The 19,291-nt window shown below is 65.1% G+C and carries 22 protein-coding genes; 4 read left to right on the top strand and 18 right to left on the bottom strand.

Annotation, left to right across the window (positions count from 1 at the left end):
• Positions 1–4: 4 nt before the first annotated feature.
• The 4 genes from secB to QRO91_RS01125 all read right to left on the bottom strand — a co-directional run bounded on the left by secB (position 5) and on the right by QRO91_RS01125 (position 2,043).
• The gene (gene secB, locus QRO91_RS01140) at positions 5–523 is read right to left on the bottom strand and encodes a protein-export chaperone SecB (protein ID WP_004153553.1); all 519 of its coding nucleotides are present in this window, start codon (positions 521–523) and stop codon (positions 5–7) included.
• Positions 524–622: 99 nt separating this feature from the next.
• Complete coding sequence (locus QRO91_RS01135; protein WP_004153552.1) at positions 623–1,060, bottom strand: rhodanese-like domain-containing protein; 438 nt, start codon at positions 1,058–1,060, stop codon at positions 623–625.
• A 57-nt stretch (positions 1,061–1,117) separates the two neighbouring features.
• Positions 1,118–1,543: a hypothetical protein gene (locus tag QRO91_RS01130; RefSeq protein ID WP_049429838.1), complete on the bottom strand. Its 426-nt coding sequence runs from the start codon at positions 1,541–1,543 to the stop codon at positions 1,118–1,120.
• Positions 1,544–1,575: 32 nt separating this feature from the next.
• Positions 1,576–2,043 carry a YiiD C-terminal domain-containing protein gene (locus QRO91_RS01125; protein WP_100443740.1) on the bottom strand — a complete coding sequence of 156 codons (468 nt, stop codon included), beginning with the start codon at positions 2,041–2,043 and terminating at the stop codon, positions 1,576–1,578.
• A gap of 35 nt (positions 2,044–2,078) precedes the next feature.
• Between QRO91_RS01125 and QRO91_RS01120 the strand changes: the two genes are divergently transcribed.
• From QRO91_RS01120 to QRO91_RS01110, 3 genes are all read left to right on the top strand, one after another.
• A complete protein-coding gene (locus tag QRO91_RS01120) occupies positions 2,079–2,888 on the top strand; it encodes a uroporphyrinogen-III synthase (RefSeq protein ID WP_049429840.1) in 810 nt (269 codons plus the stop codon).
• Between the two features lie 103 nt (positions 2,889–2,991).
• Entirely contained in the window at positions 2,992–3,969 is a 978-nt protein-coding gene (locus tag QRO91_RS01115) for a uroporphyrinogen-III C-methyltransferase (protein WP_049429841.1), read from the top strand.
• Between the two features lie 6 nt (positions 3,970–3,975).
• Entirely contained in the window at positions 3,976–5,271 is a 1,296-nt protein-coding gene (locus QRO91_RS01110; RefSeq protein WP_197632178.1) for a heme biosynthesis HemY N-terminal domain-containing protein, read from the top strand.
• A 131-nt stretch (positions 5,272–5,402) separates the two neighbouring features.
• On the opposite strand, the gene QRO91_RS01105 is transcribed toward QRO91_RS01110, so the two are convergent.
• Positions 5,403–6,698, bottom strand: a complete 1,296-nt coding sequence (locus tag QRO91_RS01105; protein WP_100443738.1) for an acetyl-CoA C-acetyltransferase — start codon at positions 6,696–6,698, stop codon at positions 5,403–5,405.
• Positions 6,699–6,791: 93 nt separating this feature from the next.
• Here QRO91_RS01105 and QRO91_RS01100 point away from each other — a divergent pair, with 93 nt between their 5' ends.
• Positions 6,792–7,679, top strand: a complete 888-nt coding sequence (locus tag QRO91_RS01100; RefSeq protein WP_049429844.1) for a hypothetical protein — start codon at positions 6,792–6,794, stop codon at positions 7,677–7,679.
• A gap of 102 nt (positions 7,680–7,781) precedes the next feature.
• On the opposite strand, the gene QRO91_RS01095 is transcribed toward QRO91_RS01100, so the two are convergent.
• The 13 genes from QRO91_RS01095 to QRO91_RS01035 all read right to left on the bottom strand — a co-directional run bounded on the left by QRO91_RS01095 (position 7,782) and on the right by QRO91_RS01035 (position 19,269).
• Positions 7,782–8,408: a superoxide dismutase family protein gene (locus tag QRO91_RS01095; RefSeq protein WP_197632179.1), complete on the bottom strand. Its 627-nt coding sequence runs from the start codon at positions 8,406–8,408 to the stop codon at positions 7,782–7,784.
• Positions 8,409–8,439: 31 nt separating this feature from the next.
• Positions 8,440–9,009, bottom strand: coding sequence for a superoxide dismutase family protein (locus QRO91_RS01090; RefSeq protein ID WP_049429846.1), 570 nt, complete (start codon positions 9,007–9,009; stop codon positions 8,440–8,442).
• A 93-nt stretch (positions 9,010–9,102) separates the two neighbouring features.
• Positions 9,103–10,551, bottom strand: coding sequence for a nitrogen regulation protein NR(I) (gene ntrC / locus QRO91_RS01085; RefSeq protein WP_049429847.1), 1,449 nt, complete (start codon positions 10,549–10,551; stop codon positions 9,103–9,105).
• Positions 10,544–11,605 carry a nitrogen regulation protein NR(II) gene (locus tag QRO91_RS01080; RefSeq protein ID WP_049429876.1) on the bottom strand — a complete coding sequence of 354 codons (1,062 nt, stop codon included), beginning with the start codon at positions 11,603–11,605 and terminating at the stop codon, positions 10,544–10,546. The genes ntrC and QRO91_RS01080 overlap by 8 nt, the downstream gene beginning before the upstream one ends.
• A gap of 82 nt (positions 11,606–11,687) precedes the next feature.
• Positions 11,688–12,002: a hypothetical protein gene (locus QRO91_RS01075; protein WP_197632181.1), complete on the bottom strand. Its 315-nt coding sequence runs from the start codon at positions 12,000–12,002 to the stop codon at positions 11,688–11,690.
• A 107-nt stretch (positions 12,003–12,109) separates the two neighbouring features.
• Complete coding sequence (locus QRO91_RS01070) at positions 12,110–13,264, bottom strand: murein transglycosylase A (RefSeq protein ID WP_049429849.1); 1,155 nt, start codon at positions 13,262–13,264, stop codon at positions 12,110–12,112.
• A 51-nt stretch (positions 13,265–13,315) separates the two neighbouring features.
• Positions 13,316–13,810, bottom strand: a complete 495-nt coding sequence (locus QRO91_RS01065; RefSeq protein WP_049429850.1) for a cytochrome b — start codon at positions 13,808–13,810, stop codon at positions 13,316–13,318.
• A 162-nt stretch (positions 13,811–13,972) separates the two neighbouring features.
• Complete coding sequence (locus QRO91_RS01060; RefSeq protein WP_049429851.1) at positions 13,973–14,719, bottom strand: N-acetylmuramoyl-L-alanine amidase; 747 nt, start codon at positions 14,717–14,719, stop codon at positions 13,973–13,975.
• A 258-nt stretch (positions 14,720–14,977) separates the two neighbouring features.
• Positions 14,978–15,385: a hypothetical protein gene (locus QRO91_RS01055; protein ID WP_141097868.1), complete on the bottom strand. Its 408-nt coding sequence runs from the start codon at positions 15,383–15,385 to the stop codon at positions 14,978–14,980.
• A 196-nt stretch (positions 15,386–15,581) separates the two neighbouring features.
• Positions 15,582–16,400 (bottom strand): VENN motif pre-toxin domain-containing protein, encoded by an 819-nt coding sequence (locus QRO91_RS01050; RefSeq protein ID WP_157804768.1) that lies wholly within the window; start codon positions 16,398–16,400, stop codon positions 15,582–15,584.
• A 74-nt stretch (positions 16,401–16,474) separates the two neighbouring features.
• Positions 16,475–16,927 carry a hypothetical protein gene (locus QRO91_RS01045; RefSeq protein WP_033834609.1) on the bottom strand — a complete coding sequence of 151 codons (453 nt, stop codon included), beginning with the start codon at positions 16,925–16,927 and terminating at the stop codon, positions 16,475–16,477.
• A gap of 395 nt (positions 16,928–17,322) precedes the next feature.
• Positions 17,323–17,997: a hypothetical protein gene (locus tag QRO91_RS01040; protein ID WP_197650229.1), complete on the bottom strand. Its 675-nt coding sequence runs from the start codon at positions 17,995–17,997 to the stop codon at positions 17,323–17,325.
• Between the two features lie 720 nt (positions 17,998–18,717).
• Entirely contained in the window at positions 18,718–19,269 is a 552-nt protein-coding gene (locus tag QRO91_RS01035; RefSeq protein WP_197572800.1) for an imm11 family protein, read from the bottom strand.
• Positions 19,270–19,291: the final 22 nt, after the last annotated feature.

Genomic DNA, 19,291 nt, shown 5'->3' with positions numbered 1-19,291 from the left:
GGAATCAGGCGTTGCCGGCCGGCTCGGAGTCAGCCAGCGACGGTGCGTCGCCCTGCTCCTGGCGCTGGCGCAGGGTTTCTGCGTACAGGCCTTCGAAGTTGATCGGCTGCAGGAAGAACGGCGGGAAGCCGCCGGCCTGGATCAGGTCGCTGACCAGCTGGCGCACGTACGGGAACAGGATGTTCGGGCACTGGGTGCCGAGCAGCACGTCGATCGACTGCGGGTCCAGGCCGACCAGGCCGAACACGCCGGCCTGCTTCACTTCGGCCACGTAGGCGGTGCGCTCACCGGCCTGGCAGGTCAGGGTGACGGCCAGCACGACTTCGAAGGCGTTTTCACCCAGGCGCTGCACCTGCTGGTTCAGGTTCAGCTGCAGCTCCGGCTGCACCTGGTCATTGAAGATGGTCGGAGCGTTCGGCGACTCGAAGGAGACGTCCTTGACGTAGATCTTCTCGACGGTGAAAGCGGGGCCGGTGGCGGCATCGACCGGCGCAGCAGCGCCGTTGGTGATCTCTTCGGACATTTCCAGTAACTCCAATGAATGCAATGAAAACGATGGTCGAATTACTGCGATGGGGGCGGCATCAGGCCCATACAAGGCCGGATCCGCCACCTGCGGCAATCAGTTGCGGCCCTTGACCAGCGGCAGCTCGGCCTGCTGCCAGGCGGGAATGCCGCCGTCGAGCACGTAGACCTTCTCGAAGCCGGCCTTCTTCAGTGCCTTGGCGGCGGTTTCCGAGGCGTTGCCGCTGCGGCACACCAGCACCACCGGCGACTGCTTGGCATTGGCCACCAGCTTGTTGTCCGGGCCGAAGGCACTGGCCTGGGCGTTGCGGCTGCCGGCAATGTGGCCCTTCTCGAAGTCACCGCTGGCCGACAGGTCGACCACCACCGTGCCACCCGCGTTCATCAGCTGGGTCAGTTCGGCGGGCTTGATGCCCTTGAAGCCCCGGAACAGGCGGCGGATCTCGGTGACGATGATGGCCACGGTCAGGCCGACCAGGGCCGCGGACAGCATCGGGTTTCGGCCTGCAAAGGCCAGCAACTCTTCGTAATTCACTCAGGTCACGGGTCGATTAAGCGGGCGCCGATTGTCGCACAAGCCGGACGCGGCCCGTCACTGCCCCTTCCACAGGTCCGGCAGGCCGGCGGTCTGCCACCAGCGCTTGGCCTCCGGATCCCAGCGCCAGCGCTCGACCACCATCACGGTGCGTTCGGCCTGGGTGTTCTGGTTGATCACCCCGATTTCGACCCGGCGCTCGACCAGGCCGCCTTCCAGCGCCGCGCTGCTGCGCTCGCGGTAGGACGACACGCGCAGCTGCGCGTAGCGGTTGAGCTCGAACTCGGTGGGCGGCTTTTCCTTGCGCTGCTTGGGGTCCAGATAGCCGATGGCATCGTCCATGCTGCCCCAGCGGATGGTCGCCCCATAGGCGATCTGGGTCTCTTCCAGCAGCTTTCGCTGCTTGCGGCTGAGGTCGTCGGCCGAGGCGGCGGCGCTGGCCAGCAGCAGGGAACAGATCAGGAACTGGATGAGGCGGCGCATCGGTGGTTTCCCCAGAACGTCAGCCTGCCATCCTACCCTCTGGCGAAGGCAACAAAGCGCCCGCTGAACTCGGCGGCGGGCTTGCCATCGGCGCCGGGCTGGGTGGCGATGATGCTGATGCGGGCCTTGCGGCGCTGGCGGAAGGTATTCAGGAAGGCGTCCCAGCCGCTGGCTTCGGCCGCTTCGGCATGGGCATGCAGGTCTTCGTAGACCGGGGCCAGGTAGCGCAGGTTGCTGTCGGCCACGTAGACCTCGGCATCGTGGCCGGCCAGGCGCAGGCGCAGGCTGACCAGTGCCCAGCCCGACAGGGTCAGCACCGAGGCCAGGCTGCCACCGAAGGCATTGCCCTTGTCGTTGACGTTGGCGGCCAGCGGCGCGGTGATGCGCAGCACGCCGTCGGCATAGCCGTCGAGCTGGATCTGCATGGCGCGGACCGCCGGCATGCAGTCCAGCACGTCCTGCAGGGCGGCCAACGAGGAAGTCAGGGCATCAACGGACATCGGAGCAGCGACCACGACAACGAAGGGCCCGCATAATGCAGGCAATGGCCGACCATACGATACCCACTGGCGCTGCCGGTTCCGAGGCGGGCTGGACCTTCATTTCGCTGCGCCCGCGGGGCCAGAATGCGACGCTGCGCCGCGCCGTTGCTGGGCTGGGCGGGCATGTCGTGGCCCTGCCGCCCTGGCGCTTGCAACGCCTGCAGGGCACGCCAGTGGTGCGCCAGCTGCAACGCGCGCTGAACTGCGATCGGGTGGTGTTCACCAGCCCGGCTGCGGTGGCCGCAGCCGCCACGCTGCTGCCGCTGGCCGAGGCGCAGCGCAGTCCTTGGCTGACGGTGGGCGAAGGCACCGCGCGCGCGTTGCGGGCGCAGGGCATTGACCAGGTGCATGCACCGCAGCGGATGGACAGCGAAGGCCTGCTCGCCCTGCCGGTTCTGGCGCAGGTGCAGGGCCTGCGCATCGGCCTGGTCACCGCCCCCGGTGGACGCGGCCTCATTGGTGCGCAGCTGCAAGCGGCCGGCGCCACCCTCGAACGCGCCGACGTCTATCAGCGCCGTCTGCTGGGCCTGCCACCGCGTATGTTGGCCCGGCTGGAGCGTTCAGCGTATCCCTGGGTGCTTGCGGTCAGCAGTGGCGAAGCGCTTCAGCATTTCTGGCGCCAGATTCCGCCTGTGCTGCAGCACCGCCTGCGGGCACATGCCAGCATCGTGGTCGCCAGCGACCGGCTGGGTGAACAGGCTCGCGGCCTGGGCCTGCACCGGGTCGTGCGCAGTGCCGGGCCAACCACTGAACAATTGGTCGCCGCTGCACACGCCACGCTCACCGGCCCAGCAGCGACCTGAACAGGGACGTGCGTCACGCTTGCCGCTGCCGTCGGCAACAGTGATGCTGTGCACAACGCGGCCTGCCGGAACCGACTGGCAACACAGCCGACAAGGAAGCCCGATGAACGACACTCCGCCCGCTGCTCCACCCCATCGACCCGTGCGCTGGCTGCTGCCGCTGGCCGGGGTGGTCGTGCTGGGTGCGGGCGGCTATGCCGGCTGGTACTTCTGGCAGCAGCAACAGGAAGAGCAGTACGCGCAGGCGCAGACCACCGCCGTGCAGCTGCAGGGCCTGGAAGCCACGCTGGACGCGCTGCGCCGCGACCAGCGCGCGACCAGCCAGCGCCTGCAGGATGCGGCGGCCACCAACCGCGTGCTGCGCGACGAGATGCTGGGCCTCTCGCAGCGCAGTGCGCTGCTGGAAGAGAACCTGGCCAAGCTGGCCGACAGCGCCAACCAGGGGCGCCAGGCGGTACAGCGCGATGAGGCCGAACTGCTGCTGACCCAGGCCGCGCAGCGCCTCAACTACGCCGACGACGTGGACGGCGCGCGCCGCCTGTACGCACAGGCTGCCACCGCGCTGGCCGACCTTCCCGACAGCGAAGGCCTGAACCTGCGCCAGGCGCTGGTGCAGGAGCGCGATGCGCTCGATGCACTGGGCGCCGGCCCGCGCGTGCAGTCGCTGCAGCGCCTGGATGCCTTGGCCAAGGCACTGCAGGGGCTGCCCTCGCACGTGACCGGCAACGCTGCGACCGCCCCCGCAAAACCATGGTGGCAATCGACGCTGGCCCCGTTCGTGGACATCACACCGAGCCGCCAGAACGGCCCGCTGACCGCTGCCGAACGCCGCAATGCCGACGATGCATTGCAACTGGAACTGACCCTGGCGCGCGCCGCGATCGAACGTGGCGACCGCGCCGGCCGCGATACCGCGTTGGCACGCGTGGAGCACTGGGCACAGCGACGCTGGCCGGATTCACCGGCCCTGCGCGCGCAACGTGCTGAACTGAAGGCCTTGCGCGAGCTTCCGCTGCAGGCCAGCAACGCCGTTCTTGGCAGCACCCTGCAGCAACTGCGCACCCAGACCGACCGGAGGTAATCCCGCATGAAACCCCTGCAATCCCTGGTCGTGCTGTTGCTGGCCGTGGCCATCGGCGTGGTCGCCGCGCAATGGCTCGGCGCCGATGACCTCAACCGCTTCGGCGAAGTGACCCTGCGCTACGGCGGCTACGACTATCACAGCAACCTGCCGAAGGTAGCGCTGCTGTCGGTGATCGCGGTGCTGGTGCTGTGGCTGCTGTGGAGCCTGATTGCCGCACCGTTCCGGGCCTGGGGCCGCTACCGCCGCAAGCAGGGCCGGGTGCGCCTGATCGACGGCCTGCAGGCATACGAACATGGCCAGTGGCAGCGTGCCGAGAAGCTGCTGGACGGCGCGGCCAAGGACCCGGAAGTGAGCGCGGTGGCGCTGGCCAACGCTGTGCGCAGCGCACAGGCGCGTGCCGACGGCCCCGCCGGTGAAGCACTGCTGCAGCGCCTGGGCGAAAGCGATGCCACGCTGCAGGCGCTGCTGCGCGCCGAACAGCTGTTGGCGCGCGACCTGCCGGTGGATGCGATCAATGCCCTGGACGTAGCGGCAATCCAGCCGCTGCCGCCACGCGGCCTGTGGCTGCGTACCGAAGCGCTGGCCCGCGCCGGCCGCGCCCACGAGGCCTATGGCCAGCTGGGTGCGCTGCGCCAGAGCAAGGTGCTGCCGACCGACGCGAACAGCGAACTGGAAGCACGCCTGGCGGCACAGGCGCTGCTGGAAGCGGCCGACGTCAATGCGCTGGCCGCGCAGTGGGAGGCCACGCCGAAGGCGCTGCGCCCCACCCCGGACGTGGTGGGCGCGTATGCCAGCCGTGCGGTAGCACTGAACTGGGACGAGCCCGCGCTGCTGGCGCTGGAACAGGCCCTGGACCATCGCTGGGACGACGAGCTGGTGGCGCTGTATGGCCGACTGCCGGCCGAGCGCCTGGCCACCCGCCAGAGCAACCTGGCGCGCTGGCGCAACGTACATGACGACTCGGCCGCGCTGCGCCTGGCACAGGGCCGCGTGGCGCTGGCCCAGCAGCAGTGGGATGCCGCCGATGCGTTCCTGCACGAAGCCATCGCCGCGGGCGCGGGTGCGCCGGCATGGGAAGCGCTGGGTGAACTGTTCGCGCAGCGTGGCGAACACGCGCTGGCCGCGCAGTGCCTGGCCAATGCACTGCGCCTGCAGCGTGGCGAGGACAGCGTGGAGCTGGTTCGCGGCATTGAAGCGCCGTCGCGGGCCACGGTGGAAGAGCAGCCGATCGCGGTGCAGCCGCCGGTGTATGACGCCAACGAAGAGCGCGACGAATTCGGTAATCCGCGGTTGCCGTAAGCATGGCTGAGGTGTGCCGGCCAACGGTCGGCACCCACCGGAGCAACCAACGAAAACGCCGCCCATCGGGCGGCGTTTTCATATGTGGAACCCGGTAGTCGCCAACCTTGGTTGGCGTGTGGTCGCAACAATCAGCGTTCGACGATCGCCACCACACCCATGCCGCCGGCGGTGCAGATCGATACCAGTGCACGGCCGCCGCCGCGTTCGGCCAGCTGCTTGGCCGCCGTTGCGATCACGCGTGCGCCGGTGGCGGCGAACGGATGGCCGGTAGCCAGCGACGAACCCAGCAGGTTGATCTTGTCCGGGTCGATGCGGCCCAGCGGCGCGTCCAGGCCCAGGCGGTTGCGACAGTAATCCTCGCTCTCCCACGCACGCAGGGTGCACAGCACCTGCGCAGCGAAGGCTTCGTGGATCTCGTAGATGTCGAAGTCCTGCAGGGTCAGGCCGTTACGCTTGAGCATTTCCGGCACGGCCACCGTCGGCGCCATCAGCAGGCCTTCGCCGTGCACGAAGTCAACGGCCGACACGTGGGCATCACGCAGGTAGGCCTGCGGCTCATGGCCGTGCGCACGCGCCCATTCCTCGCTGGCCAGCAGCACCGCGGCAGCGCCATCGGTGAGCGGGGTGGAATTGGCGGCGGTGAGCGTGCCGCGGCCGGAGACCTTGTCGAAGGCCGGCTTCAGTGTGGCGAGCTTTTCCAGCGAGGTATCCGGGCGCAGGATGTTGTCGCGCTCGACGCCACGGAACGGTGCGATCAGGTCGCTGAAGAAGCCACGCTCATAAGCGGCAGCCAGCTTCTTGTGCGAGGACACCGCCCACTCGTCCTGCGAGTCGCGCGAGATGTTCCATTCCTTGGCCATGTCCTCGCAATGGTCGCCCATGCTCTTGCCGGTGCGCGGCTCGGCCACGCCCGGGAACTCGGGCTTCAGTTCGGAGAACTTGAAGCCGGCGGTGAGCGCACGGATCTTGTCGCCGGTGCTCTTGGCACGGTTTGCAGCCAGCAGGCGCGCACGCAGCTTCTTGCCGTAGACGATCGGCACGTCGGACGTGGTATCGGAACCGCCGCCGATGCCCGATTCGATCTGGCCCAGCGCGATCTTGTTGGCAACGGTGATGATGCTGTCCAGCGAAGTACCACAGGCGCGCTGCAGGGTGATGCCCGGGGTCAGCGGCGACAGGCCGGAGGATAGCGTGGCTTCGCGGCCCAGGTTCCAGTCGCTGGAGTGCTTGATCACCGCACCCATCGCCACTTCACCGAGCTGCTGGCCATGCAGGCCGAACCGTTCGACCAGCGCGCCCAGCGTACGGACCGACATGCCGAGGTTGCCGACATCCGAATACGCGGTGTTCTGGCGGCAGAACGGAATGCGGACGCCACCGAGGATGGCGACGGGACGAGCGTTGGGCATGGAGATACCTGGCATGGATGAGGGTGTCTGCAACATGGCCTGCACGACGGAGCAGGCATAATGGAGCCAAGTGTAGCTGCCGCCCTGTGATGGGCCAACCGTGGAACCATGAGCAAACCCGACCCCGCGATGAATGCCCTTGGCGTGCTGGCCCTGGAACTGGCCGGCGGCGAAATCCCCCGCCAGGCGGTGCTCAGCGCTGAACAGGCCGGTGAACTGGCCGAACGCGTCGGCCGCGACCTGTCCAAGCTGGTGCCGCAGGTGGCCGAGCTGGACCTGGTGTTCGCTGCCGCCCATTTCGACCCGGCCGAAGTACTGCGCCCGGGCTGGCCGATCCATCGCCGCCTGGAAGAACTGCAGATGCGTGCCCCGGGCCGCAACCAGGGCCCGCGCCTGCTGGCGTTCGGTACCGATGCCAACGGTGACGTACCGCTGCCGTTCCAGGCCGATGCCAGCCTGGTGGGCGGTGGCCTGCGCGTGGTGCCGTTCCTGCTGACCGGCAGCGACGTGGCCACCACCAATGCAGTGGCCAATGCGCTGGAAGAGACACTGCTGGCCAACGGCATGGCGCATGCCGACACCGCGTTGATGGCGCAGAACAGCTTCGGTGCCCGCATCGAGCACGCGCGCTATTTCACCGTGAACGACCTGGCCGCGATGATGTCGATGCAGTACGACAACCAGGGCCTGGCCGCGCTGTGGCCGCTGATCGAGACCGCTATCATGGCGCCGGGCGAGGACGAGTGGCTCAACGCCGCGCCCGAGCCTCTGCTGCGTTACACCCATGGCGAGGCACGCATGGCGCTGTTCGACCCGGCCGGCTGGTGTGCGCACTACAACCACGGCAAGAACGACTGCGACCGCCTGAAGGGCATCTACGAGCAGTTCCTGATGCGCCAGCGGCAGATGGCCGCGGTGCTGGAAGCACACGGTGTGCCGGTGCTGTTCGTGCATTGCGAGGCCGGGCAGGACGCGCGCGAGCTGCTGGCGCGCTGACAGGAAACGGGCGCCGCGTGTTGTAGCGCCGAGCCCATGCCCGGCTCAGGCCGCCTGCAGAGCAGCCGAGCGTGGCTCGGCTCTACAGGCGGCACGTGCTTCTTACGGGGCCTTCTGGATCACCGCACAGGCCAGGCGCGCGCCGGCGTTGCCGGTCGGCTGGGTCTTGTAGTCATCCGCATCGGCGTGGACGATCAGGCCGCGGCCGATGATGTCGAAGTCATCACCCTTGCCGATGTTGACGTTGCTGGAGACCGGGCCGTCGATGGTGGCCACGCCCTTGTCGTCGGCCTTGATGTTGGGCATGTCGCCGCCGTGGTGCGGATCGGTGGCAACGTTGCCGTGATCCTGGTGGCCCGGGTTGAAGTGGCCGCCGGCGCTCATGCCATCCGGCGCGCTGCAGTCACCCTTCTCGTGGATGTGGAAGCCATGCTCGCTGCCCGGCTTCAGGCCGCTGATCTGGCCGGTCACGTGAACCTTGCCGTCGACCACCTTGAAGGTGACGCTGCCCTTGGCTTCGTTGCCCTGGGTCGGTGCCAGCTCGGCGGTGGCCGAAGCATCGGCGGCCGGTGCGGCGGCCGGTGCCGGTGTTGCGGCCGGTTCGGTGGTGGCGCCGTCGGCCGGTGCGGCCGGCGGGGTTTCCGCCTGCGGTGCGGCGGGCTGCTGGCCGCAGGCCGCCAGGCCCAGCGCGGTGATGGCGGCGAACAGCGAAGTGTGGATCAAACGCATGGAATCTCTCCCTGGATGATGCCTGCAGTGATCAGCGGACAACCCGGATCACGCCGCAGGCGATGCGGACGCCGGCATTGCCGGCGGGCTGGCTGCGATAGTCGTCGGCGTTGGCATGCACGACCAATGCACGTCCGGCGATATCGGTGGCGGCGCCTCCGCCAAGGGTAACGCCCTTGAGGTGGATATCGACGTTGGCGCGGCCCTGGGCGTCGGCACGCAGATTGTCCATGTCGCCCAGGTGGTGCTTGCCGGTGCCGGCGCGGCCATGCGCGGCGCCACCGGGGTTGAAGTGGTTGCCGGCACTGCTGGCATCCACCGCGCTGCAGTCGCCGCGCTCGTGGATGTGGAAGCCGGCCTGCTGCATTGGCTGCAGGCCACCAATCAGGCCGGTGATGTGCAGGCCACCGGGCTCCGCCATCAATGCCAGGCGGCCACTGACGATGCTGGCCGAGGCCGGCGACAGATTGGCCTCAGCCTGTTTCGCGGCGCTGACCACGGTCGGCGGCGGCGGGGTGGGCTCGGCCTTCTTCGGCGCACTGCCACAGGCAGACAGCAGCACGGCGGCGGACAACGGCAGGATGGCAGAGGACAGACGCATCGAAGACTCCTTGCAGGTGACACTACGGACGGCATCGTCCATGAACGATCAACGGTTCGGCAAGCGGGCGCGAGGATCGCGTGCAGGGGCCGTTCAATGGCCCCCGCGGCGACGTCCGGCGCCCAGCTTGCGGGTAAGGGTATTGCGGCCCAGGCCCAGGCGGGCAGCGGCTTCTGCGCGGCGCCCATGGGTGATCTGCAGCGCGGCCTCCAGCAGCGCATGGTCGACCCGCTCGCGCACCTGCGCATGCAACCCTTCCACGCCTTCGGCCAGCTGCCGGCGTGCCCACTCGGCCAGCAGCGCTTCCCACTGCCCCGGATCGGCACCGTGCGCGGGGCTGCGGCGGCCATGCGCGCGATTGAGCGCGGTATCGACGTCGGCCACGCCGATGGTGTCGGCGGCGGCCAGCGCGGCCATCCGCCAGCACACGTTCTCCAGCTCGCGCACATTGCCCGGCCAGTCGTGCTCGCGCAGCGCCTGCAGGGCCGCGGCGGTCAGGCGCTTCGGCGGGGTATCCAGCTTGCGTGCGGCGGCAGCCAGGAAGGTGCTGGCCAATTGCGCGATGTCCTCGCGGCGCTCGCGCAGTGGCGGCAGCTGCAGGCGCACCACGTCCAGGCGGTGCAGCAGATCAGCGCGGAACTTCCCCTGCGCGACCAGTCCCTCCAGATCCTGGTGGGTGGCGGCCACCACGCGCACGTCGACGCGGATCAGCTCGCGGCCACCCACGCGGAAGAACTCACCCTGCGCCAGCACACGCAGCAGGCGGGTCTGCAGCGGCAACGGCATGTCGCCGATTTCATCCAGGAACAGCGTGCCGCCGTCGGCCTGCTCGAAACGGCCGATATGGCGGCGCTGCGCGCCGGTGAAGGCACCGGCCTCGTGGCCGAACAGCTCGCTCTCCAGCAGTTCGGCGGGAATCGCCGCAGTATTGAGCGCGACGAACGGACCGTGCGCGCGGGGTGATTCACGATGCAGCGCATTGGCCACCAGTTCCTTGCCGGTGCCGGTCTCGCCGGTGATCAGCACCGCCAACGGCGCCTGTGCCAGGCGACCGATGGCGCGGAACAGCGCGCGCATCGGCGGGGTATCGCCCACCAGTTGCGGCGGCTGGTCGCTGTGCGTTTCGGCGGCAGGCGTGGGCGTGGCCAGTGCCGGTGCCACAGCCGGCAGCACGCGCTGTGCCAGCGCCACCGCATCGTCCAGATCAAACGGCTTGGACAGGAACTCATGCGCGCCACCGCGGAATGCCCCCGCCGTGCTGGCCACATCGGTGTAGGCGGACATCACCACCACCGGCAGCTGCGGCAGCGCGGCCTTGAGCTTGTCCAGCAGCACCAGGCCGTCGTCGCCGGGCATGCGTACATCGGTGAACAGCAGCGCCGGCGGCGGGCCCTCGCTCAAGGCCTGCAACGCAGGCGCGGCGCTGTCGAAATCGACGACCTGGTAGCCCGCCTCACGCAGCGCGGTGCACAGCACGAAGCGCACGGCGCGGTCGTCGTCGACCACCCAGATGCGCTGCGGGGACGAAGAAGACTCAGACATCGCGCAGGGCCTCCTCGGCCGGGGCGGCGCCGTTGCCGATCGGCAGCAGCAGGGTGAACACGGTATGGCCCGGGCGCGAGCGGTAGGTCAGCGTGCCGCGATGCTCGCGCGCCACCTGCTGGGCCAGCGCCAGTCCCAGACCGGTGCCTTCGGCGCGGCCACTGACCAGCGGCAGGAACAGGTGCTCGGCCAGTTCTTCGGGCACGCCACGGCCGTCATCGGCGATCTCCAGGCGCAGCGCCAACGTATGCAGCTGTTCGGCGATGCGCACGCCATGCTCCACGCGGGTGCGCAGGGTGATGTTGCCCGCACCGGCCTGGATCGCGTTGCGCACCAGGTTCCACACCGCCTGGGTGAGGCGGTCGGCGTCGCCGTGGAATTCGGGAATGCTGGGGTCGTAGTCGCGCTGCAGGCGCACCGCCCAACCGGCCTCGTTCTCGGCCAGGCGCAGCACGCGTTCCAGCGCGGCATGGATGTTCAGTTCGGCGTGCGGCGCCGCCGGGGCCGGCGACAGCAGCTGGTCGAGCAGGCCGTTGAGGCGTTCGATCTCAGAGCCGATCAGTTCGATCAGCTCGCGTTCGCTGGCGTCGCGCTGGGCCGCGCGCCGGGCCAGCAGCTGGGCCGCGCCCTTCAGCCCGGCCAGCGGATTACGCAGCTCGTGGGCCAGCCCCTTCAGCGCCGCACTGAGTGCGCTGGGCAGGGCCTGGGTCGGGTCGAGCCCGGGGAACTCATCGACCGGATGCGCTTCCAGCAGCCAGCCGCCATCGTCGCGGCGGCTCATCCAGCCCTCGGCGAAGCGCGGCGCCTCGCCGGGCACCGCCAGCGCCAGCCGGTTCAGGCGCAGGCTGTCGCGCTCGTCGCGGGCCAGGAAGTGGGCCAGCGCCTCCCCCTGTACTTCCAGCGCGGCCAGCGGCTGGCCGAGCAGGCGACGACCACTGACACCCAGCCAGCGGCCGAAGGCTGGATTGCAGCCGATGATGCGGCCATCAGCGCCAGCCCAGGCCAGCGGCGTGCCAAGGGCATCGAGGGACGGCGGGGATACGGGGTCGGACATTGCACCAATGTAGTGCAAAAAACGGCTATGGGGTCAGAGCCCTTTCCGTTCGGAAAGGGATCCGACCCCGGGACCAGCGGCGTCAGACCGGATAGCCGGTGGCCAGCCGTGCCTTCTTCCAGGCGCTTTCGAACTCGCGCGCGGAGATCTCGTCGTCCTCATCGAAATCGAGGAACGACACCGGCTGGTCGGCCAGCGGGAAGCGGTCGTCGCTGTGGCCGTGTTCGTCGGCCCAGACCGCCGTCGTGCCGTAGGTCTCCACCTGACGGACGATCTTCTCGCCGCGGGCTTCCATCAGCACGTTGCCCTTGCCCAGGCCCGATTCGGCCCAGTGCTTGTAGTACTTCTTTGCGGCGGACTTCGCGCCGGATTTTGCGTTGTGCTTTGCGTAGGTCATTGCAGGGGTCCTGGCCGCAGGCGCGGCCGGAAAGTACGGAATGGCGCCATTATCAGGCATCCGGGGTCAGAGCCCTTTCCTTTGGAAGGGATCCGACCCTTGCCGGTTCAGTTCGGCAGGGGCACGCCCTTCGGCCACAGCATCCAGATGTTGCCCTTCTGCTTCATGTCGCCAGCCAGCTTGCCGGCGGCATCGCCGCTGCCCCAGTACAGATCGGCGCGCACTTCACCGGCAATCGCGCCGCCGGTGTCCTGCGCGGCCACCGGGCGCACCACCGGGGTGCCATCCGGGCGCGTGGTGGACAGCCACAGCAGGCTGCCCAGTGGCACCACGGTACGGTCCACTGCCACGCTGTAGCCAGCGGTGAGCGGCACGTTCAGTGAACCGCGCGGGCCTTCCGGGCTGTCCGGGTTGCGCACGAAGAACACGTAGCTGGGATTGCTGCGCAGCAGTTCCGGCACGCGTGCGGGGTTGGCCCGGGCCCAGGCGCGGATCGCATCCATGGTGACGTCTTCCTTCTTCAGCTGGCCCTGGTCCACCAGCCAGCGCCCGATGGCGCGGTAAGGGTGGCCGTTCTGCTCGGCGTAGGCCAGCCGCACCTGCGTGCCGTCGGCCAGGCGCACCCGGCCGGACCCCTGGATCTGCAGCAGCTGCAGGTCCATCGGGTCGGTCAGCCAGGCCAGTACTGGCGCCTTGGCGCCCTTGGCCGCGATGGTGCCGGCATCGTCGTAGGGCTTGAGCACCTTGCCCTCAACACGACCACGCAGGCGCTTGCCCTTCAGTTCCGGGTAGAGGCTGTCCAGCTGCACCACGATCAGATCATCGGGCGTGCCGTAGACCGGCACCGTCGCCTTGTCGGTGCGGGTGAGGCTGCCGGGGTAGATCGGCTCGTAATAGCCGGTGATCAATCCGTCGGCCTGGTGGCCACCTGCACGCAGGGCGTAGACATCGAGGTCGCGCTGCAGGAACTGGCGGATCGCGGCCGGATCCTTGTCTGACACCGCTGCGGCAGTGGCGCAGGGCCGGGCCCAGACAGCGTCGTTCTTCAGGCGGGTGCAGCTGCTGCGCCAGGCCACGAAGCCGGCCTGCAGATCAGCATCGGAGACCGGCGGCAGTGCGCTCCACTCGGTCTTGGCGTAGGTGGCGGGCGACGGGGCAGGCACCGCTGCGGGTGGTGTTTCCAACGTGGAGCACCCCGCCAGCACTACGAGGATACCCAGGCTCCAGTACCTGCGGTTCGATTGGGTGTTGAATGTGGTCATCGGTCAAATGTAGTGCAAATGACCCGCTGCAGAGCGGCTTTTCCATGACGTTTACCAACTCATCCGCTTCAGGATCGCATTGCCCGATAGATGATGCTTGACCACGGCAGCAATGTGCAGGAACAGGAGCCCAGCAAGCAGGACGCATGCATATCGATGTGCGGTATTGAACGCCATTGTCATCTGCGGGTCGGTGATGGGCTGTGGGAAAGTCACCAGGTTGAACACGTTGATCTCCCGCTCCATCATCAGCACGCCGGTCAGCAGCACAACGATCGTGACAAGATACAAAGCTGCGTGAGCAATCAACGCGGCCCATTCCGCTCCGCTGGCGGGCACATCCCCATGATTTGAGACGGCAATCACCACGCGTACGGCAAACAACGGAATCAACACCGAGGTGATGGATACGTTGAAGAAGCCGATGGCTTCCGCGACGGTATGCGGCACGTCAAGGAGCGCTACGGAGAAACCACTGATGGTGGCCCAGAGGATGATGACTGCAGAGATCCAGTGCAGCAGCACCTGGGCTTTGGAGTAGCGCATGGGAGGTGATTCGCTCGATTGATGATGTCGGGCGACGTTAGGCATTCACCTCCTTGAACAACATCGAATGGATTGCAAAAAGATCTCGCAGCCATCCATTCAGTGATCCCGATCAGATTCCCGAGGGACCAGCCCGTTGCCGGCCACAAGCCGGTGGCCTGTTTACGGCGTCTGCAGCAGCAGCGAATGCAGGATGCGGGCGTCCTCGGCGTCCAGCGTCATCGGCAGGTCGTCGCGGCCTCGGAAGCGGCGGTGGAAGGCGGCGACGGTGGCTTCGCGGTTGTCCAGTGGATAGCCGAAGCGGGCCAGCGCATTCCACGCGTCGAAGCCTTCCGGTGCTGCCCCGTCGGCCGCGCGCGGCCAGACGCCGAAGCCGGCCTCGGCCAGCTCCTGCCACGGGAAGAAACGGCTCGGATCCTGCTTGCGCGTCGGCGCCAGGTCGGCATGGGCGATGACCTGGCGCGGCGGGATGTTCAAGCGGGTGGTGAGGTCGCGCAGCAGCACGATCAGCGATTCGATCTGCGCCGCACTGAACCGGCTGCGGCCATCGTTGTCGAGCTCGATGCCGATCGAAGCCGAGTTGAGATCGGTGATGGTGCCCCAGCGCCCGGCACCGGCGTGCCAGGCACGGCGCTCATCGGCGACCAGTTGATAGCGATGGCCATCGGCGCCGATCAGGTAGTGCGCACTGACCGGCCCACCACTGTTGGCGGTACGCAGCGTATGCAGGCTCTGCTGCACCGACTTCTGCTCGGTGTGGTGGATGACGATGATGAGTGGCGTGCGCGCGTTCTGGTTGGGTGACGGCACCCAGGTGGCGAGCGGGTTGTGCTGCACGGGCGCGGTGGCGGTGCAGGCCGTCAGGGCGAGCGCCAGCAGTGCGGAAACCAGAAGGCGGGGGCTGATCATGGACGGATTGTAACCATGGACTGCAGCAGTCGTTCGGCGCGAAGTGCCGATCTCCCAGACACCCCTTGGCCCTGAAACCGGATATTCGACAACCACAATTCGCCTAATGACCCGCACGAGCCCATAGAAACAATTGCACGCAAACACCTCGCCCGACACTAGACACAACCCCACTCTCCAATGACAACCAAAATAATCAAAAACCCACAACCTCAATCAGACCACAAAGTACCAATCAGTATCCGCAAACAACCAACATCAAACTATCACTTCAAACACCAATTCATCCCTGAAAAGTGTAAGTCTTGAAACTTCCGCAATGGACGCAAGGTCTCTCCGGGTCGTCGCTTCGCGAACTACTCCCGATATGAGGATCTCATCAAAGTATGAGGAAACACCACCAACCCATCCCCCCACTGCCTCATCAAGCAACCTTTCGAGACCAGGTGAACACACATCCATCCTAAGATCAGAAAATTGATGATCACGACTATCCACCAGAAAGCATTCCCTACCACGAACAACAAGAAAAGCCCTCAACGAAACCACACTTCCATACAGAGCCGTAAAATCAATGCAAGAGAATTTTTCGAAACTATCCGACATTAAAAGCCACCCACTTTCCATTAATAATTTCTTCGCCAGAGAATTTTCTTCCAAACTCATCATCGCAGTGCTTCAGAACTGCCCGCCTTCGCACCCTTCCCGAGGCCTCCGCTCCCTTCGATTATGGTAACAGCGCCATATTTTCGAAGCAGTACCTTCGAAAGTCCAAGCCCCAGCTCAGCTGATGATTCCTTCGAGAAGAGGCCGTACTGATCAATCGTCCTGTCAAGATTCCCGGCCTACTCCGCCAGTGCAGCTACAGTGTGTTCTTGAGGCAGGATATAGACCGGCTGGAGCCCCCACTCTCAAAAATCAGCTCACGATAGGCACGTCCGTTCAGGGAGTGGCCGAACGAGGAAAGCGCCTCGCTACTGTGACCAAGTTCATCGAACAGCCCAAGCACTCCGGGCCACGAGCCGTACTTGTAGGAGACGGCCGCATTGACAAACACCTGACACGCAGGGCTCGACGAGTTCGCGCTACACACCGATAGCAGCCCGTAGTCCATTCGCTCCGACAGTTGCTTAACAACATCACGCACCGTCTTCTGGCATGAAGTGTCGCCGCCGCACTCGTCGAGCTGCTGCTTCATTGCACGAGCCTGGTCTTCCGCAAGGAAGTTGTTCTCAACCGAATTCTTGGCAATCCCCGCATTCAACGTGATCCCAGCCAGATCCTGCGCTAACAAGCCACCCGCCAGTACTCCGACCGCGTGCGACAGCGCCAGCGCCACCTCCTTCTGTTCCGGGCTCAGCTTGGCGGGGTTTCCGCCGGTCAACGAATTGGTCAGCACCCTCGCGGCCAACTCGCCGCCGGTCGCGGACACCGCTTCGGTTCCCGCGCTGCCTCCATTGGCTTCCGCCAGCGGCGCACCCAACACCGTATGCGACAGAAAGTGCAGAGTCGCATTGGGATCGCTGCCGTGGCTCGGGTCCAGCTTGCTGCCGATGAAGTAAGCGGCATATGGCGCCAGTGCATTGGGCGCGACCTGACCAGCGCCCTGTCCCGCCACACCACTCACCAGCGCCGTCGTCACTGCGTTCAGTGCACGGTTGTAGTCATCGAGGCGCCCCACTTCCCCGCGCCGCTGTATGCCTGGCTGTCAGCCGCCGCCACCTTGCTGCGCACAGGCACCCGATTCCATCGCCCTCAATCACAGGCCGTGTTGACCTTCATCATTCGTCCAATCCGCGGCCAGATCAACATGTAGAAGGCACCCGCGGCCAACCCAATGAAAAGCATGATGCCAGCGCGCCTGGGAGCCCACTCAAGCCAAAAGGAAGGACTGGTCCAGACCTTTATCCAAGCGCCAGGAGAGAAGGCACCCTCGAACGCGAGCCACGCCAACAAGGCACAGACTGGTGCAGCTACAACATGGCGAGCTTTGAGCCGCGGAAGAAATTTATCCACAAGCATAACCCCAGGCACACCGAAGATGAGGCCCAACACAGCAGCTATGGCGCAAACCAGCGATGCGAAAATTGCAGCCTGCGAAAGACTGCCTATCCGATAACTCAGCGGAATGCCTATGAATAAAGCCCCTCCAAGCGCGGAACTGGCAATCACGGACACAATCTTTGCCCCCAACTCACGCTCACTCACTGGCAGACCTCCACCATCTTTCCATCAGGGCCCCGGTAGCTCATGCGTTTCTGCCTCGAGGGAAAAGTACTCCAAAGCCACTGCAACTTGCCAATTTCGCTACCAATATCGCGCGTACTGGAACTCCACACTTGTCTATCGGCCCACGAATTCTAGTTGAACATTGGACTCGAACCCGTACCCCAGCCTCTGGTTGAGACTGAGAATCCACCGGATCCATTCGTATGCACCTGTCGGATCACAAAGCCCGGATCCAATGCATGTGCTCCAGGCACCGTGATGTTGATCAGACTACTGGTGCTCGGATCGATGAGGTGCGTTACGTAACCCGTCGGGTCATCCCGTCACGCTCCGGACTACTGCAAACCCAGAAGCGCTTTTGCGCGGCGATTGAACTACAGATACTCCTCATAGGAAAGATCAACCTTGTCACTCAGGAGAATGTAGACACCACTCGCTGTCAGTTCCACCTTATCAACCTTACCTTCAAGGCGGGAGGAAACCTCCTCGGGTCCAAATCCAAGTGCGTCGCTGCAAAGCCGGGCATCCCAGAACTGGGCAGGGTACATCGTCAGGATGTTCTTCCTGCCGTCGAAATCCTTGACTCCAGCAGCTTTCAGATCCTCAAGGGTTGGCCCCTCTCGGCCCACACCGTCCTGATAGTCCATCGAATGCATGCCGTACGTGACCTTCACTCTGTACGCACCGAACGCCTCGGCAACAGAAGCGACGCAGTTCGTCAGAACGCTCGGATAGTCCCGTGCCTTGTTGCTGCTTCTGAACCCATACAGAATGATCTCGTCCAACGCAGCCACATCCGCGTAGTCGTACCCGGTCCCCCTGAAAGCGTATGTACCGATGATCGACAGACCTTTCAGTCCAGTCTTGATCTCATAGCTTGCCAGCAATTCTCCTCCACAGTCGGGTACAGGCGACAGCTCGAGACCATGGAATCCCAATGGGCACTCGATTGCCGACATCCTATCCATGACATGGAGATGCCTCTCGGCAATCGAGATGGCTCTGTCAGGCCGTGCCTGAAGATGGATTGCAATGCCCTCAGTACTCACTGATTCCTCGTCCTCACAGAAATCACATCATCCATTCCATCCGGCGTGTGCGCGTTCTGGTTCGGCGACCACACCCAGGTGACGAACGGGGTGTGCTGCACCGGCGCGCTAGCCGCGCAGGCCGCAAGGGCCAGTGCCAGCGGTGCGGAAACAGGGAGGCGGGGACTGATCATGGACAAATCGTAGCCAGTACACTGGCGATTGACAGAAGCGCGATCGACCACTTCGTCATCTTGCCCACATTGCTCATATCGCTACTGCCGAGCTGATTGAACCTGTTTCATTCATATGGAGTCTGCACTTGCCGGACGCCGATCACCCGAAGCACCGCTGCCCCCCCTTGGCCCTGAGCGGATATCCAGCAGGAAGTGAAGTACGTCGCGGAAAGTCCGAAAACAACCAACGAACAAATAAGCAAAATAGTTCAGGACGCCCGCAGCTGCGGTGCCGCATGAAGCGCACGATCGCCACGATACTCAGGACAGGTAGGGTGACCAACCCAAGCATGAGGATACAGCGAACCAAACCCCACAGTAGATCACATGGAATGAGTGCCACCACGCGCATCTGACCGCAGCGGAGGGAGCTGATTCGGAACTCAGAATCGAGGAAGACAATCGCCCCTGCGACCAAGCACGCCGACCAGATGGATAGATACATACCCATAACAGGTCGGTAGCGCCACGCATTTTGTCAACTTTCCATGTACTGATTGATTACTCATTCAGTAACAGGATCGTAGACCGCACCAACCACCCCAGCCTCATCCAGGCGACGCCTCACCTCTTCACTCACGATCAACGCGCCCATGAATTTCTCGATTCGGAAAATATGCCTCGCGCCGATCCTCTCTCGATCGACAATGAGTTTCGTGAACGCCCTGTACTGACCCGCGAGATCCGGTCTGACCGGATCATCCTCTTCAAACTTCATGAAATCGGAACGACCTTCGTCTACGCAGTCAACGCGCGTCTCCACGATCAATACAGAGTACTCGCCACGAACATCCTGACCCTCGATGATCAATGGTTCGACAACGACATTCATATAGGGCTCATCGAACTCAGGCAAGCCAACAAGCGCATCTCGAAATCTCGCACTTACCACTGGAACACTTGCATACCCGGCAAGAGAGTAATCGACCTCAACCCCACAATTCACGAGATCAAGGCTGTAGGTCCCAGGTTCCATGAAGTTGACGGGAGGATCTATGAAGAGCCAGTTATCCACATGATTGATATTCCCTAGAGTCCATCGCTCTGCAATGCTCATGTCGGGCCTGATGCGAAAGTAT

Origin of the sequence: Stenotrophomonas maltophilia group sp. Smal32 (assembly GCF_030237085.1) — a bacterium.
Lineage (GTDB): Bacteria > Pseudomonadota > Gammaproteobacteria > Xanthomonadales > Xanthomonadaceae > Stenotrophomonas > Stenotrophomonas maltophilia_Q.
This window is presented reverse-complemented; position numbering and strand designations above follow the sequence as displayed.

What these genes read in the sequence shown, in the direction of transcription:
- QRO91_RS01130 (WP_049429838.1), bottom strand. Translation starts at nt 1,543, where the DNA reads ATGCGCCGCCTCATCCAGTTCCTGATCTGTTCCCTGCTGCTGGCCAGC.
- secB (WP_004153553.1), bottom strand. Translation starts at nt 523, where the DNA reads ATGTCCGAAGAGATCACCAACGGCGCTGCTGCGCCGGTCGATGCCGCC.
- QRO91_RS01055 (WP_141097868.1), bottom strand. Translation starts at nt 15,385, where the DNA reads ATGAGTTTGGAAGAAAATTCTCTGGCGAAGAAATTATTAATGGAAAGT.
- QRO91_RS01120 (WP_049429840.1), top strand. Translation starts at nt 2,079, where the DNA reads ATGCAGGCAATGGCCGACCATACGATACCCACTGGCGCTGCCGGTTCC.
- QRO91_RS01100 (WP_049429844.1), top strand. Translation starts at nt 6,792, where the DNA reads ATGAGCAAACCCGACCCCGCGATGAATGCCCTTGGCGTGCTGGCCCTG.
- QRO91_RS01090 (WP_049429846.1), bottom strand. Translation starts at nt 9,009, where the DNA reads ATGCGTCTGTCCTCTGCCATCCTGCCGTTGTCCGCCGCCGTGCTGCTG.
- ntrC (WP_049429847.1), bottom strand. Translation starts at nt 10,551, where the DNA reads ATGTCTGAGTCTTCTTCGTCCCCGCAGCGCATCTGGGTGGTCGACGAC.
- QRO91_RS01095 (WP_197632179.1), bottom strand. Translation starts at nt 8,408, where the DNA reads ATGCGTTTGATCCACACTTCGCTGTTCGCCGCCATCACCGCGCTGGGC.
- QRO91_RS01060 (WP_049429851.1), bottom strand. Translation starts at nt 14,719, where the DNA reads ATGATCAGCCCCCGCCTTCTGGTTTCCGCACTGCTGGCGCTCGCCCTG.
- QRO91_RS01125 (WP_100443740.1), bottom strand. Translation starts at nt 2,043, where the DNA reads ATGTCCGTTGATGCCCTGACTTCCTCGTTGGCCGCCCTGCAGGACGTG.
- QRO91_RS01075 (WP_197632181.1), bottom strand. Translation starts at nt 12,002, where the DNA reads ATGACCTACGCAAAGCACAACGCAAAATCCGGCGCGAAGTCCGCCGCA.
- QRO91_RS01070 (WP_049429849.1), bottom strand. Translation starts at nt 13,264, where the DNA reads ATGACCACATTCAACACCCAATCGAACCGCAGGTACTGGAGCCTGGGT.
- QRO91_RS01080 (WP_049429876.1), bottom strand. Translation starts at nt 11,605, where the DNA reads ATGTCCGACCCCGTATCCCCGCCGTCCCTCGATGCCCTTGGCACGCCG.
- QRO91_RS01105 (WP_100443738.1), bottom strand. Translation starts at nt 6,698, where the DNA reads ATGCCAGGTATCTCCATGCCCAACGCTCGTCCCGTCGCCATCCTCGGT.
- QRO91_RS01035 (WP_197572800.1), bottom strand. Translation starts at nt 19,269, where the DNA reads ATGAGCATTGCAGAGCGATGGACTCTAGGGAATATCAATCATGTGGAT.
- QRO91_RS01065 (WP_049429850.1), bottom strand. Translation starts at nt 13,810, where the DNA reads ATGCGCTACTCCAAAGCCCAGGTGCTGCTGCACTGGATCTCTGCAGTC.
- QRO91_RS01110 (WP_197632178.1), top strand. Translation starts at nt 3,976, where the DNA reads ATGAAACCCCTGCAATCCCTGGTCGTGCTGTTGCTGGCCGTGGCCATC.
- QRO91_RS01115 (WP_049429841.1), top strand. Translation starts at nt 2,992, where the DNA reads ATGAACGACACTCCGCCCGCTGCTCCACCCCATCGACCCGTGCGCTGG.